The sequence below is a fragment of the Candidatus Njordibacter sp. Uisw_058 genome (assembly GCF_047730065.1).
GTDB lineage: Bacteria > Pseudomonadota > Gammaproteobacteria > Pseudomonadales > Balneatricaceae > Njordibacter.
On record NZ_CP159829.1, the window covers coordinates 341,532 to 356,913 of the forward strand.

The 15,382-nt window shown below is 43.5% G+C and carries 13 protein-coding genes; 9 read left to right on the forward strand and 4 right to left on the reverse strand.

Features of this window, described 5'->3' with window-relative positions; genetic code table 11:
• Nucleotides 1-19: 19 nt before the first annotated feature.
• Entirely contained in the window at nt 20-985 is a 966-nt protein-coding gene (locus tag ABXT59_RS01670; RefSeq protein WP_411746021.1) for an ABC transporter substrate-binding protein, read from the reverse strand.
• A gap of 388 nt (nt 986-1,373) precedes the next feature.
• Nucleotides 1,374-2,387 (reverse strand): D-cysteine desulfhydrase, encoded by a 1,014-nt coding sequence (locus ABXT59_RS01675; RefSeq protein ID WP_443637270.1) that lies wholly within the window; start codon nt 2,385-2,387, stop codon nt 1,374-1,376.
• A 113-nt stretch (nt 2,388-2,500) separates the two neighbouring features.
• Here ABXT59_RS01675 and ABXT59_RS01680 point away from each other — a divergent pair, with 113 nt between their 5' ends.
• Complete coding sequence (locus tag ABXT59_RS01680; protein WP_443637271.1) at nt 2,501-3,379, forward strand: LysR family transcriptional regulator; 879 nt, start codon at nt 2,501-2,503, stop codon at nt 3,377-3,379.
• 145 nt (nt 3,380-3,524) lie between these two features.
• Here ABXT59_RS01680 and glnD read toward each other — a convergent pair whose 3' ends face one another.
• Together glnD and map are read right to left on the reverse strand one after the other, a co-directional pair.
• Nucleotides 3,525-6,197, reverse strand: coding sequence for a [protein-PII] uridylyltransferase (glnD, locus tag ABXT59_RS01685; RefSeq protein WP_443637273.1), 2,673 nt, complete (start codon nt 6,195-6,197; stop codon nt 3,525-3,527).
• Nucleotides 6,198-6,199: 2 nt separating this feature from the next.
• Nucleotides 6,200-6,970 carry a type I methionyl aminopeptidase gene (gene map / locus ABXT59_RS01690; protein ID WP_443637275.1) on the reverse strand — a complete coding sequence of 257 codons (771 nt, stop codon included), beginning with the start codon at nt 6,968-6,970 and terminating at the stop codon, nt 6,200-6,202.
• Between the two features lie 468 nt (nt 6,971-7,438).
• On the opposite strand from map, the gene ABXT59_RS01695 reads away from it, so the two are divergent.
• From ABXT59_RS01695 to uppS, 8 genes are all read left to right on the forward strand, one after another.
• A complete protein-coding gene (locus ABXT59_RS01695) occupies nt 7,439-8,197 on the forward strand; it encodes a hypothetical protein (RefSeq protein ID WP_443637276.1) in 759 nt (252 codons plus the stop codon).
• 276 nt (nt 8,198-8,473) lie between these two features.
• Entirely contained in the window at nt 8,474-10,318 is a 1,845-nt protein-coding gene (locus tag ABXT59_RS01700) for an ATP-binding protein (RefSeq protein WP_443637278.1), read from the forward strand.
• Nucleotides 10,318-11,010, forward strand: coding sequence for a response regulator transcription factor (locus ABXT59_RS01705; RefSeq protein WP_443637279.1), 693 nt, complete (start codon nt 10,318-10,320; stop codon nt 11,008-11,010). Before ABXT59_RS01700 ends, ABXT59_RS01705 begins: the two co-directional genes overlap by 1 nt.
• Nucleotides 11,011-11,326: 316 nt before the next feature.
• Nucleotides 11,327-12,073: a 30S ribosomal protein S2 gene (gene rpsB, locus ABXT59_RS01710; RefSeq protein WP_443637281.1), complete on the forward strand. Its 747-nt coding sequence runs from the start codon at nt 11,327-11,329 to the stop codon at nt 12,071-12,073.
• 106 nt (nt 12,074-12,179) lie between these two features.
• Nucleotides 12,180-13,040 carry a translation elongation factor Ts gene (gene tsf / locus ABXT59_RS01715; protein ID WP_443637282.1) on the forward strand — a complete coding sequence of 287 codons (861 nt, stop codon included), beginning with the start codon at nt 12,180-12,182 and terminating at the stop codon, nt 13,038-13,040.
• 186 nt (nt 13,041-13,226) lie between these two features.
• The gene (pyrH, locus tag ABXT59_RS01720) at nt 13,227-13,979 is read left to right on the forward strand and encodes a UMP kinase (protein ID WP_443637284.1); all 753 of its coding nucleotides are present in this window, start codon (nt 13,227-13,229) and stop codon (nt 13,977-13,979) included.
• A 1-nt stretch (nt 13,980) separates the two neighbouring features.
• Complete coding sequence (gene frr / locus ABXT59_RS01725; protein WP_443637285.1) at nt 13,981-14,538, forward strand: ribosome recycling factor; 558 nt, start codon at nt 13,981-13,983, stop codon at nt 14,536-14,538.
• 44 nt (nt 14,539-14,582) lie between these two features.
• A complete protein-coding gene (gene uppS / locus ABXT59_RS01730) occupies nt 14,583-15,353 on the forward strand; it encodes a polyprenyl diphosphate synthase (RefSeq protein WP_443637287.1) in 771 nt (256 codons plus the stop codon).
• Nucleotides 15,354-15,382 lie beyond the last annotated feature (29 nt).

Genomic DNA, 15,382 nt, shown 5'->3' on the forward strand with positions numbered 1-15,382 from the left:
AGGTACTTATCCCTAACTATTACATTCCTAACCAAGCATCCACACGCTCTGGGTTATTAGCAATCCATTCACTAGCAACCTCAGATGCATCGCGCCCTTTGCCTGAAATTTCATAGGCAAAGCCACTGACATCATCTGCGGTTAAGGAGAAGCGTTCAAAGAACTCTACAATAGCAGGTGAGCGTCCTTGTAAAGATTTAGACCAAGCGATCTGAACATTTTTAAGGGCATCTTTTGTCGCAACTTTTGATTCTTTATACCAATCTGGTGAGTCAGAAGGCTGCACCATTTTATAATTTGCCGGATCATAGGTAGGCTCTGTGAGCATCGCCACGTCAAACATAAACCAAATAGCGTGTGGCTTATAGCAATAGAAAGCATAACCTTCATTCTTAGCAATTGCATCCTTGACCCGAGCGGTCTTCACACTTTCTTCAGCACGAATAGGTTCAATAAATGGAAGTAAGTCATAATCCCTCACTTTTACTTCGTTTACATTAGCTGAAGCCCAGCCAGGTGCACCAATCCACATTTCGCCTTTGCCATTGCCGTCGCTGTCCATCTTCATTGCAACATCGGGTCGTCCAAGGTCAGCAATGTCGGTAATGTTATTAGCCTTACCAAATTGCTCTGGAACACAAAAGCCTTGATTACCTTCATAGAAGTTTGTGCTTAATTGAACGGTGCCAGCACCATCAACATATTTTTTGGTAAAACTTTGCTGGTTGGGCAACCAAACGTCGGGATGCACATCAATGTCCCCCTTACCTTGGTCCATGCCCTGAAAAATGGTGGCATTATTTCCAGGTACTAAATTTGCCTCACCACCAATGCGCTCGACAACGACCGCTTGCAATAGGGCTGCAATAGCTTGTGCACCAGTCCAAGAAGGGGCGCCAATATTGACACTTTCACTGGCTACACTGGCACCGCTGCCTAGTGTCAAACTAAGAGCGCATAAACTGTTAACAAATATTTTTTTCATTGATTTCTCCAAGTATGTATTTTAATCACTTGTGCTAGATTTAGTAGCTGTGATCATTTTTATTTTACCAACACTAAAAATCATAGTGCTCGCTCCAACAGAAACGCCTGATCCAAATTCTTAGGCATTTAAAATTAAGTAACCTTGCTTAGCGATTATTATGCCAATTAATAAAATACTATATAAAACAATTAGTTGTGTTTAAATATGCTTATAAAAATAAATCGGTTAGGTCATCTTTGGTGCAGAACCATTGAGTTTTTGTTTAGCTGCACCATTGTTGCTCTAACAACCCAATGACCCGTTTTATAAACCAGACTCATTCTAAACGAGACCCTCATTCGCCTTAGTTTGTGCGAATGATTAACCCAATATTTGGCTTATAGATTTAAATATAGCCAGGCAAATCAAAAGTATCAGGGTATCCCGACAGGGAAACACTACCTCCAGTATGCAAAAACACTACATTTTCACCTTTTTTAAAGTGGCCTTTGCGAATTAAATCAATGAGGCCAGCAAAACCCTTACCTGAATAGACAGGGTCTAATAAGATGCCCTCATATTGAGCCAACATTTTGACAGCTTCGACCATGGATTTCGTGGGCTGGCCGTAACCCTCGCCTACGTAATCACTATTGGCTACAACCTGTTCTCGAGCCACCACTGACGGATTCAGACCCATATAAACAGCCGTACGTTGGGCTAAGTCATAAACCATGTCTTCTTGTTTTGCCTTTGGTGCGCGGACCCCTACACCATACACAGGAATACCGCTGTTTATGCCTGCCATGCCTAACACTAAGCCCGCCTGGGTGCCTGAACTACCCGTAGCATGGACTAAGTAATCAATTTTTAGCGATCGATCATTGGCTTGTGTCGTCAGTTCTATGGCTGCATTGACATATCCAAGGGCACCAATTTCATTGGAACCTCCACCAGGAATAATATAGGGGTGCTTACCATCGTCTCTCAGCTTTTGTGCAAGTTCTTCCATTGCGGCGTTCATGTCGGTACCAGCGGGACGTGTTGAAATGGTGGCACCATGCAACTGATTGAGCATGACATTGCCATTATGATTGTAAGCATCGTCTTCAAAACCAGTTCTGCTTTCCAGTAAAATATGACATCGCATGCCCAGTTTGCCAGCAATGGCGCAAGTTTGCCGCGCATGATTGGATTGGGTAGCACCTTGGGTGATAATGGTGTCTGCTTTTTGATCAACAGCGTCGGCCATGATGAATTCTAGTTTGCGGGTTTTATTGCCGCCTGAAGATAAACCGGTGCAATCGTCCCGCTTGATCCATAGATTAGGACCACCTAAAGCCTTTGAAATATTTTGCATAGGTTCTAGGGGAGTTGGCAGGTGAGCAAAATGTAAGCGGGAAAAGTTAGAAGTATGCATGGGGTATTCCATAATTAATTTAATGCATGTTTACATAAATTATTTTGCAATAATAATGCTATTTCTTTAGTATAAAGTTACAAAATTGAATGTTAGGGGCAGTAAGATCACCTATGGAACTCAAATGGCTCGAAGACCTATTAGCACTGCTTGAAGAAAAGTCAATCACCCGTGCAGCCGAGCGGCGACATGTTACTCAGCCGGCCTATTCACGCAGAGTAAAGCAGCTAGAGGAGTGGCTGGGGGTTGAGCTGGTTAATAGGGCAACAAAACCAGTCAATATCCGCCCCATAGGACTTGCAATGGAGGCAGACGTTCGCGACTTGGTTAATCGTTTTTATGCCTTACGTAACAAAGCCCATGAAAACCAAAACAAAATTACCTTTATCGCCCAACATACCCTGTCGGTATCTCGTATTCCGCAAATTATTCGCAACATTAATGCACTTTCACCCAAAACGAGCTTTCGCGTCATGCCTGCCAACAATAATGATTGCCAAAACTTATTCCTTAAGGAAGGTGATCTGTTACTGTGTTACCAGAATAGTAGCCAACCAATCAATTTCACTCAGGCTTCGATTGTTAAAATCAAACTGGGCAATGATTACTTGCTGCCTGTGGTCTCTAAAGAGTTAGCCATTAAAATGGGGCCCATCAAAGCAGGTATGAGGCTGCCCATTTTAATGTATCCCAAAGGTGGATTTCTTGCAGAATCTCTAGCGCATATGTGCTTGCCCCCCATTTTTCGCGACTACCGTGTTGAACTGGTGTGTGAGTCTGCATTCTCTGCGAGTCTTAAAGAAATGGTTTTAGGTAGCATGGGTATTGCTTGGTTGGCCAAAGACTTGATACAAACAGAGCTCGAAAGTGGAGCTTTAATGTCCCTAGAAGATCTTTTAGGGTCTGTGGTGCTAGACGTTCTGCTGTTCTGTAAAGAGGATGAGACTAATGATCAAGTGACCAATGCGTTTAATATGATTGGCTCCTTTTAAGCTTTTAAAGCCAGCGCCTTTGCACGAGCCGATGTACCCATCTAGTTGGGTCTAAATCCCCAAGCGAATTGCGGCCGTGGCGGTCTTGTGAATGTTATGCATTAATTCTACTCTTAGTTTCTTAACAGCGCTCAATCTAAAAGTGTTATTTATCTAGAGAACTACAAATATCGTTTTCAAGCTTAGCAAGAAGACCTTCATCACTAATGCGGTGGCCATTATTGAGTGTAATAAAAAACACGTCTTCAACGCGGCCGCCAATGGATTGAATTTTTGCTTTTTGAAGGCTAATGCCCAAGCGCATAAATACTAAGCCCACTTGGGCTAGGAGACCGGGTCTATCAGCACTAAACAATTCTAAACGTGTCCAGCTGCGACCCTCAGGGTTGGTCAAGCTCACGCTCGATGGTTGATTGAACAACTTGTGAGCCCTAGGTTGGCGTTGTTGCACGATATAGGCGAAGTCATTGGGGTAGAGTAAGGCTTGGGTGAGGCGTTCTTGCAGTTGCTCTAATAGGGTGGGAGTTTCATTAATGGTATTGCCATGGCTATCCAACACGATAAAGGTGTCCATGCTGTGACCATCTTCAGTGGTAATAATGCGTGCATCTTGGATGTCTAGGTTAAGCTGACCAAGAATGGCACACAGCACTGCGAATAGATTAGCTTTATCTTGAGTGTAAACAAAGATTTGGGTGCCACCCTCAAAGGCACTAAAGGAGGTTTCACTAATGGCAACTAAAGGCCCTTCAATTTGATGGTTGAGTATGGTCCTTGTATGCCAAGCAATGGTTTTAGCATTTTCTCGGATAAAATAATCGTCACCTAAATTTTTCCATAAACGCATGACTGAGGCTGGGTTAAATCGCTGGGCTTGTAACAGCTTGCGAGCATCAATTTGGCTCTGTTCAATGAGCCCCTGGTGATTTACAGGAACATCTAGGCCTAAGCGCAGCACGCGGTTGGTTGCGGTATAAAGTTGCCTTAATAAGGATGCACGCCAATTGTTCCAGAGGGCTGGGTTGGTCGCGTTGATATCACTCACTGTGAGGACATAAAGGTAATCTAAGTGTAACTGGTCGCCCATTTTAGTGGCAAATTCATGGATAATATCGGGGTTGCTAATGTCACGTTTTTGGGCGGTCATAGACATGAGTAAGTGATGGCGAACTAACCAGCTAACCAATTCTGTATCCCACTTACCCAATTGATGTTGTTTGCAAAAATGCCGAACTTCTTCAGCCCCGACAACAGAATGATCTCGGCCACTGCCTTTACCGATATCATGAAAAAATCCCGCAATATAAAGTAGCTCAATCTTAGGTAGTTGATGCACTAAACGACTCGCTACAGGAAAACGTTCTCGTTCTTTAGGTAACAATAGCTCACGCATTTTTTTCACAACCTTCATGCAATGAGCATCAACGGTGTAAATATGATACATGTCGTGTTGCATACGCCCCACGATCCTATTAAAAGCAGGTAGGTAATCTCCCAGTACCCCTTGACGCTGCATCTCTAATAAAGTGTGAGACATGCGTTGAGGTGAGCGAAGCAATTCCATGAATAGACTATTAACCCGAATATCTCGGCGATACTTGTCATCGATTAAATGACGATAGGTCTGTATCAGCCGTTTGCACTCTGCCCCAATAGCTTGGCATTGAGGATGTTGTGCCAGAATGACAAAGGCTTCCATCATAGCAAAAGGTTGGCGCAAAAAAAGGCTAGGGTAGCAGGCTTGTAAGCGACCATTGCGGAGTTCGAAGCGGCGATTTATCGACACCACTAAATCGGCTTCATGAGCATGGAGAATGCCCTGATCAAAAAGTTGCAAAAGCGTTTGGTTAAGTTCGGCTAAGTGCATGGCTGTGCGATAATAACGATGCATAAATTGTTCGACGGCGAGCTCTTCTTCGTTATCCTCATAGCCAAAAAAAGTTGCCAGTTTGCGCTGGTGATCAAACAGTAATCGTTCCTCTGGACGTTTTGCAATTAGGTGCAGTGCGTAACGAATGGTCCAAAGGTAGTCAGTGCTTTTTCTGAGGGTGTCTAGTTCTGACTTGTTAAGGTAGTTGTGTCCAGCAAGCTCTGCCATATTGCTCAGCCCAAAGTGACGTTTGCCAATCCATCCAATAGTTTGAATGTCACGCAACCCTCCAGGCGAATTTTTGATGTTGGGCTCTAGGTTGTACTCTGTGTCATTGGTGCGTCTATGTCGCTCCTGTTGGCTTTCAATGCGAGCTTTGTAAAAGGCTTCATTTCCCCAAGCTTGTTCAGAAATAACCCAATCAAATGCCTGCTCTCTTAAATCAGCCTTACCAATAATGGTATGGGACTCAATGAGGCTGGTGGCGATGGTAATGTCATTTTTAGCTTGTTCGCAACAATCTTCGAGGGTACGGACGCTGGAGCCAATTTGCAGACCCAAATCCCAGATAAAAGTAATAAATTCTTGCGTACATCTATGCCAACTTGAAGCGTCAAGACCATTGCCTAAAAGAATGAGTAAATCCACATCAGACTGAGGATGCAGTTCACGGCGACCATAGCCACCCACAGCAACTAATGCTGCTTCCTCGGGCCAAGAATATTGCTGCCAAGCCATGCGCAAAATTTGATCCACAAGCCAAGCTCGAGCATGGACCAACTCGTTAATGCGGTTCTCTTTATGCTCTTGAAAAATATCATCCAGCTGACTTTGACCCGCCTGCAAAGCGGCTTTTAATACTTGCACTGAAGGGAGCGCAGCAAGCTGCAACTGCAGATGATCATGATCGATGAGTTGGTGTTGTAGCTCCTTGCTAACCAAAGCCATGCTTAGACCATTTCTTCTTTACGAATCGTAAGATTTTCGTAACCGTCAGCGGTGACTAGGATCGTATGTTCAAACTGAGCAGATAAACGCTTGTCCATAGTCGTCACGGTCCAGCCGTCATGTTTATTTAGTTTGACATGACGCTTACCTGCATTAAGCATGGGTTCAATAGTGAAAATCATTCCCTCTTTGAGTTCAACTCCAGTATTGGGCTTGCCGTAATGCAGTACCTGAGGATCTTCATGAAAACCTACGCCAATGCCATGGCCACAGTATTCTTGCACAATGGAATAATGGTTCGCCTCAGCATGCACTTGAATGACATGGCCAATGTCACCCAAGCGTGCGCCAGGTTTGACTAGAGCGATGCCCTTGTACATGCATTCTTGAGTAATAGTCACTAAACGTTCAGCATGAGGCGCAATATTGCCAACGGCAAACATGCGGCTAGTATCGCCATGATAACCATCTTTAATGACGGTAATATCAATGTTAACCAGATCACCTTGCTTGAGGGCTTTGTCATTGGGAATGCCATGACACACTACTTGGTTAACGGAGGTGCAAATGGATTTTGGGAATCCGTGATAATTTAATGGCGCAGGAATCGCTTTTTGAACATTCACAATGTAATCATGACAAATTTGATTAAGCTGGTTGGTCGTCACTCCCACTTGCACATGCGGGTGAATCATTTCCAACACTTCAGCAGCCAAGCGACCAGCCACACGCATCTTATCGATTGCCGCTGCGTCTTTGATTAATATGTTCATGGAATCCTCACTTTAACGACACTCTAACTATTTTTAATCAACTCTACCCAGAGTCAAGGCTCGAAATTATACCAGACATACCCAAGTTCGATATATTTGTATGAACAATTCTTTCTATAATTTTCCACCTATGATCTGGAAACGAAAAAGACCAATTAAAAAGTCCAATAAAAAGTACATACCACATGAAAATGCATCACTTAGCTAACTTCTCGTTTATGAGTCGTTATTTTAATCACGTGGTGTTTTTTCTTGGGGCATGAGAATCTTGCAGTGGGTTAAACCCTTTTTCTGACGCATGTTGTAAGAAAACTTAATTAGCTCTTGTTAACCTATATTTATGCGTACTAATACCTTTGTTTATCAAGTGCCTTTAAAGGATGGAATGGGATGAGTTTTTGCAGAAAATTGAGAGTATTGAGAAATAGTGAAACTAACTATTCTTTCTGAACAATAAAAGGATGTATTTTGAAAGACAAAGTTAAAATTAATGATTTTCAGGAGCTGTATAAGTTCTTTTTGTCTGCTAAACAGGGCAAAACAGTATTTTACATCAGTTTTGGAGATCCCTCTGATCAAGCTTTAGTAGACTTTCAGGTTTGTGAGGTGAGATATAGGCCTCAAGCGACCACCAAAGCAAACAGTGAAAATGTGACCTTAGTGTTAGAGGCCATGCGCAATCAAGGTTTTAAATTTGAGGTTGAGACTGCGGATCAGTTTCGCATTGAATTCGTAGTTGAGGGTCTCATTCACTATTTTGATATTGAGGTCACAGCCGTTAATAATAGTGATTTAGGCTTGCGTTTTAGTGCCAAGCTTCCTGAAAATTTATGTGTTAAATCGCATTATGAAGAGGTTCGCTTGCCAGCGAAGCGGGACAGAAAAATTAATATGACCATTAAGGGGCAAAATGTTGAAGTTGCCTATTTATCGAGTGACGGAGCCTCGGTATTTATTCCACAAGCTAATTTTAATGATATACAGGTGGGTAAAGCCATCAGGCACATTGAGCTCACTGTTGATGGATTTATAGTCAAGGCTAATGCCGAAATAGACCATATGCGTAGGCACATGGATGGACGAAATATTGTAACAAGCCTTAAGTTTATGTTTTTTGGTATCAACGACGAGACTACTTTAGCAAGCATAGTCGAGCAAAAGTCAGCCTCCTTATCTTCAAAAGATGCCATGATTAGATATGCCCAGCCCTTCGAAATGGCTTCTTGATAGAGCCATAAATAGCTATTTAAACATTAAGCCACTGTTTTAACTTGCAAGCTCATCGTTATGGTGCCCAAATAGATTGGTGCTTGGCCAAACCCCTCGCTTAGACTCCACATTTTTATCTGTCAATCAATCAAACTCGTTGCCTGAATAATAACTAGTAAGGAGTTTTTTAGCGTTAGTGAATGCGACTTTTTTTAATATGGCTTAGTATAAGTAACTGAGTAGGTTAGTAAATGCCCATTAGTGCAGGGTTAACAGGGTTATATGGGTTGAAGAGTGGAATTTAATCGTTACTACACAAAAATAAAGCCGCTTTTAGTCATTTTTATGTTGCTGTGCTTAATTGTTGCTGCACAAGAACTGACGCAAAAAAAGACTATGGATACGCGCGGTGTCAAGGCTTCTTGGGTGCTGCATGATGCAGGTATAAAAGCACCTGACGACGCTCTGCTTTGGCAGCCTGGGCATCGAGTTGCAGCAGGTACTACTAAACAAAGTGTCACTTTTAAACTTTCGTTTCAATCCTCAATTGATGTGCCGCACATTAGCGTGAGCCCTGTCTATTTAGAACGCGTTGCTGTCGAGTTTTTTGATCAAAATGGACAGCTTATTAATCAGCAAATAAAAGGGGGTGGTGTCGCTGCAAAAACCCTTGATCATCATTATGACATTGATCGATTGATTTTTGACGTGCCTAATGCGGCAGCGACTGCGCAATTAAATGCTAAAGCGATTCAAAATCTAAATGTGCGTTTAAGCTACCCTTCTACTGAGCAGGTTGCCATTCAGCATACATGGGGTTTAGCTCTCAAGGGCGCTGTGCTGACTATAATTTTATTAGCAGCTGGTTTAGCTTTGGTTGCAGGAGTGTGGTTTAAGCAAGTTCTGTTTTTGGCATTTGCAGCACACCAGCTCGTGTGGTTTTTGTTGTTGCTGAGTGTGAGCTATTTTATTCCCAGTATTTGGCCCCACCTCAGCCCTCTTAATGGTCGATTATTAGGCGCGGTTGTCATCATTGTGGTTACTACAGGCGCTGGTTTTCATTGGGTATTGCTGCGCAATATGAAGACCATCCCTTGGCTTTCGGGGTTCTGCTTGGCTGTTGTACTGTTAAGCTTTATCAATCTTGTATTATACTTTTTTGTTGATCAAAGGCTGTCATTAATTATTGCCGCTGGGCTGACCGCTATTTGTGGTGTTATTTTGATAGTGTTTGTGCCTTGGTACAGGCCAAAAGATCACCTGCAAGGTTTAATTTTTAAAAAAATCCAAAACCCCTATACATTTTTTATGTCGCTTGTAGTTTTGGCCGCTGTGTCTCGTTTAGGTTTTGGCCCTGGTCTTCAAACTAATGGTATTTATTTTTATTCATTGGTGACCATCATTATGATGGGTCAGGTGCTTTGGATGCGCACACTAATCTTGCAACGTCGTCAGCAAAATATGGCCAAGAAGGCGGCGATCGTTCACTTAACGAATGAAAAACTTGCACGTGATTTGGTGGAGCAGTCGGCTTTTCTTTCTATGCTGTCTCATGAAATAAAAACACCCCTAACCACGCTGAGATTTACCGTGGGGGGCTCTGATTTGCGAAACAAAATGGATGCTCAATTGACTCACATTCAACATGTGGTCGACAAAGTCGAGCTTATGGGGAGGGTTGGCACTGATTTTGTCAGCTCTGAAGAGGTTTTTCTCACTGAATTAATTCAGGACCAATGGCGCGCTTCAGCATTATTGCATGACGATGAGCGATTGCTAGATCTCACTTCTAATGGTTGTATTGACTTTGTTGGTAATAAATTAGCCTTAGAAGTTATTGTGCATGACCTGCTAACTAATGCGAGAAAGTATGCCAACAATTCGAGTATAAAAGTAAAATTAGTTGGGTCAGATAAAACTAATGGATTATGCGTGATTATTGAAAATGAGACTGACGAATTACCTCAGTCCAATATTGATGAATTAACTGATAAATACTTTCGGGGCCCAAATTCGAAGGGTATCCGTGGCACAGGTCTCGGTTTATGGATTGTAAAAAATCTCTGTGGGGCTAATAAATATGCCCTCTCGTTAAAGTGTATTGAGGGTGTATTTTCGGCAATAGTGAGGCTCAAGTGATGACCACCCCGTTAATCTATATTTGTGAAGACGATCCTGACCTTGGAAAAGCCATTATGTCTCGTTTGCAAGACGAAGGTTATCGAGTCACTTGGTTTGCGGATCCACAAGACATGGATGAGCAGGGAAATAGTGAGGCGCCCGATCTTTTGTTGCTGGATGTGCAATTGCCTGGCGAGACAGGGTATAGCATCGCAAAGCGCTATTTGCGAACGTTGCCCGGTCTGCGAGTGATTATGATGAGCGTTTTGAGTAGAAATGAAGATCTAATGTTGGGTTATGAATCGGGGGCGATGGTGTATTTACCCAAGCCTTTTAAACCTGAGGCTTTGCTGGCCTGCCTGTCGGGCATCTTTGGTACTAATGAATCATTGGCGCAGTTGGCATCTGCACAGTTAAGCCTGAATATGCAAACCCATAAGCTTGCCCATAAAGATGAACATGTGCTTTTAACGGCTAATGAAGCCAGGGTGCTGTCATTTTTAGCTTTGAGAAGTCCAGCTGTGGCAGAGTATTACGAAATTATGGAAGTGATGGGCATTGATTTAGATCATGCTCGGCAGAATACTCTAGAAGCTTTTATGAGCCGTTTGCGACGCAAATTGGTAGGCTTTGATCGCGATGAGTTTACGCTAAAGAATAAGCGCAACTCAGGTTATGCGCTAATGGGTAATTTGATAATTAAAAATTGATGTGCTGTTAAAGGGTTAATAGTCTTCAAAAGCGCAATTATTATGAAACACGCGCTAACGACTTGCTGTTTCAGCTTGAGATCATTGGCTAGTTATGGTTTAATTGCGCGCCTAAATTCTATCTGGCGTCTTTTGAAAAAAAGGCCTATGAGTTTGGAGCTAAACTATAACGTCACACATAAACCGGCACATGGTTCTGGGTGTTGGGGGTCTGCTTTAAGGCTTCTGATCGAATCGTGGTTTCTATTTTTCTTTTACAAAAAGTTTAAGTAGAACGAGGGTTTATGGAGGCCTAACCCATACAAAGGAAATTAAAATGACTAAAGTAAGTATGCGCGACCTGCTCAAAGCCGGCGCCCACTTCGGCCACCAGACCCGCTACTGGAACCCAAAAATGGGTCAGTATATTTTTGGCGCTCGTAATAAGATACATATCATCAACCTTGATCAAACTTTGCCAGCCTTGAACGAAGCCCTCGCTATCGTTGAGAACATGGCTTCCAACAAGAACAAGGTATTATTCGTTGGCACCAAGCGTGCGGCAGGTAAGCTGATCAAAGAACACGCTAGCCGTGTTGGCATGCCTTACGTGAACCACCGTTGGTTAGGTGGCATGTTGACAAACTATAAGACTATCCGTCAGTCAATTAATCGCTTTCGGACCTTAGAAATTCAGTTCAACGATGGTACCTCTGAGCAATTAACCAAAAAAGAAGCGTTGATGCGTCAACGTGAAATGGAAAAGCTTGAACGTGCAATCGGCGGCATTAAGGACATGGGCGGTCTTCCAGACGCTTTATTCGTGGTTGATGTAGAGCATGAGCGCATTGCCATTAACGAAGCTAACAAACTGGGCATTCCTGTCATTGGGATTGTTGATACAAACAGCAACCCTGATGGCATCGATTATGTAATCCCTGCCAACGACGATGCTTTGCGCGCCATAGAAATTTACGTTTCTGCGATGGCCGATGCATGTGCATCGGGCAAAGACGACGGCACCTCAGTCGCTGGCGAGTTCGTAGAAGTTGCCGAAGAAGAAGTGGCTGCACCTGCCGAGTAAGTCTAAACCTTAGGTTTAGCATGGTGAATACACAAAAGGGAGCTTGGCTCCCTTTTTTTTAACGACGTCCAGTTGGGCGTTGAGAACCTAATTTGAGGATTTTCTAATGGCTGCAATCTCTGCATCTATGGTTAAAGAACTGCGTGAGCGCACAAGCTTGGGCATGATGGATTGTAAAAAGGCACTTGCTGCTGCTGATGGTAACATTGAGCAGGCGATTGAAGACTTGCGCAAATCCAGTGGTATGAAAGCTGCTAAGAAAGCAGGTCGGACTGCGGCTGAAGGTGTTGTTTGTGCAAAGGTTGCAGCTGATAACTCTTTTGGTGTGTTAGTTGAAGTGAACTCAGAAACTGACTTTGCTGCCCGTGATGAAGGCTTCTTAGCCTTTGTAACTCAGGTGACTGATGCAGCGTTTGCTGCCAAGCAAGATGATATGGCCGTATTAATGCACGGTGAACTATCTGATGCGCGTGAGGCATTAGTGCAAAAGATTGGTGAAAACATTACTCCCCGTCGCATTGTCATGCTTGAAGCGGCTAATGTTGCTGCCTATGTGCACAGCAATAATAAAGTGGCCACTCTGATCGCCTTGACTGCTGGAGAAAGTGAGTTGGCTAAAAATATTGCTATGCATGTGACAGCCACTAATCCGCGAGTGATTAGTCGTGAAGACATGACCGTTGAAGAAGTGGACAAAGAAAAAGAAATTATCAAGGCCCAGCCAGACATGGCAGACAAGCCAGACGCTATCGTTGATAAGATGATGATGGGTCGCATTAATAAGTTCTTGGCTGAAAATAGCCTCACTGAGCAGCCCTTTGTCAAAAACCCAGATGAAAAAATCAGTGATTTATTAAACGCTGTATCCGCATCTGTGACTGCCTTTAATCGTTTAGAAGTTGGTGAAGGCATTGAAGTGGAAGAAGTTGATTTTGCAGCAGAAGTGGCCCAGCAGCTAAAGGGTTAAGATCTTTTGCTTGTATAAAGCGTCGCCATAGTGGATGAGTCCATTATGGTGGCGTTTTTTTTTGATATAAGTTCAAGGCTAACTTGCCCTTGGGCTGCTAATACGTCACTATTCTAGGGTTTTGAAAGCGCGATGCTTTGGGACCTGAAATGGGGTTTGTGCCGACTAATATTTTGGAGAATATAAATGCCAGTTTCTGATAAGCGACAGCCTCGGTATAAGCGAATTTTGCTTAAACTTAGTGGAGAAGCACTGATGGGCAGCGAAAACTTTGGTATTGATCCCAAGGTTTTAGATCGGATGGCCCTCGAGATTGGCCAGTTAGTAGGCATTGGGGTGCAGGTGGGCTTGGTCATTGGAGGTGGTAATTTATTTCGTGGCGCTGCCCTGAGTGAAGCAGGAATGGATCGTGTAACGGGTGACCATATGGGCATGCTGGCGACCGTCATGAACGCTTTAGCCATGCGTGATGCCTTAGAGCGCTCTAATATTACTACTCGGGTGATGTCTGCAATCCCAATGAGTGGGGTGGTAGACCATTATGACCGCCGCAATGCCATGTTGTATTTGTCACAGGGCAATGTGGTTATTTTTTCTGCAGGCACTGGTAACCCCTTTTTTACTACGGATTCAGCAGCTTCATTACGTGGTATAGAAATTGAAGCAGACGTGGTCCTCAAAGCCACAAAAGTAGATGGGGTTTATGATTCTGATCCCGTTATCAATTCCCATGCGGTCAAGTATGACTACATTACCTTTGATGAAGCAATCGAAAAGCAATTAGGTATCATGGACCCTACGGCCATGTGTCTATGCCGTGATCAAGAGATGCCCGTGCGGGTATTTAATATGAATAAACCAGGGGCCTTGGTCAATTTAGTGGTGGGTGGTCATGAAGGCACCTTGGTCAATGTGACAATGCCAAAAGGCGGAGAATGAAATGATTAATGATATCCAGCAAGATGCTGATAGTCGCATGGACAAGAGTGTAACGGCCCTGAGTGAAGCTTTTAAACGGATCCGCACGGGCCGTGCTCATCCGAGTATTTTAGACAGTGTCATGGTGTCTTATTATGGGAGCGATACTCCTCTTAACCAATTGGCTAATATCTCGGTTGAAGATGGCCGCTGTTTAGCCGTATCACCGTGGGAAAAGCCCATGGTGCCAGAGATAGAAAAAGCCATTATGAAAGCTAACTTGGGGCTCAACCCATCAACATCTGGAGATTTAATTAGAGTCCCTATGCCAGCGCTAACAGAAGAAACTCGGAAAAGTTTTATTCGAGGCGCCCGTGAAGAAGCTGAAAAGGCCCGCGTGTCTGTGCGCAGTATACGTAGAGATGCCAATGGAGACATAAAAGAGCTCTTGAAAGACAAGGATATCTCAGAAGATGATGCGCGCCGCGGAGAAGATATGGTGCAAAAGGTCACAGATGCCCATGTGGCAAAGATCGAAGCTGCGCTCATTGCCAAAGAAAAGGATTTGATGGAGGTCTAATCGATATCACTATGTCTAATAATGCTCACCCAAAGGATTAAAGCATGACCGACCCGCGTCACACTATGCTAGCCCAAAAGCTGGAAGTGCTGCCTGAGCATGTCGCCATTATTATGGACGGTAACAATCGCTGGGCTAAAAATCAGAATTTAACAGGTGTGGCGGGCCATAAAGCAGGTGTGGGTGCCGTTAGGGCAGTGATTGAAACTGCGGTGCACTATAAAATTCCAGCACTGACTCTTTTTGCTTTTAGCAGTGAAAATTGGCGCAGGCCTGCGCTTGAAGTAAAAGCTCTGATGGACCTGTTTGTATTCGTATTAAAGCGCGAAGTCAATAAGTTACATGATAATAATATTCGTTTACGTATTATAGGTGATGTCGCAGGGTTGAGTTCTGAACTGCAAAAGCTGATAGTGGCTGCTGAAACCAAAACACTATCTAATACTGGGTTGCAGTTATCCATCGCTGCTAACTATGGAGGTCGTTGGGATATTCTAGAGGCGGCTAAAAAAATGTCCATAGTACTCCAGCAGACAGGTAACACCCCAGACACCATATGTGAGGGTGATTTTGGTAAGTATCTGTGTTTGGGGGACTTACCGGCTATTGACTTATGCATCCGCACTAGTGGTGAGCAGCGCATCAGTAATTTTTTGCTTTGGCAAATGGCCTATGCAGAATTGGTGTTTGTTGATACGCTCTGGCCAGAATTTAAACATCAAAAAATGGTAGATACCTTGGTTCAGTTTGGTCAGAGGCAAAGAAGATTTGGCCAAACAGATGGGCAATTAGTGCAACAAGAATCAAATGTTTAACCAAGGATAGGCTGGCCCCTTTGACCAAA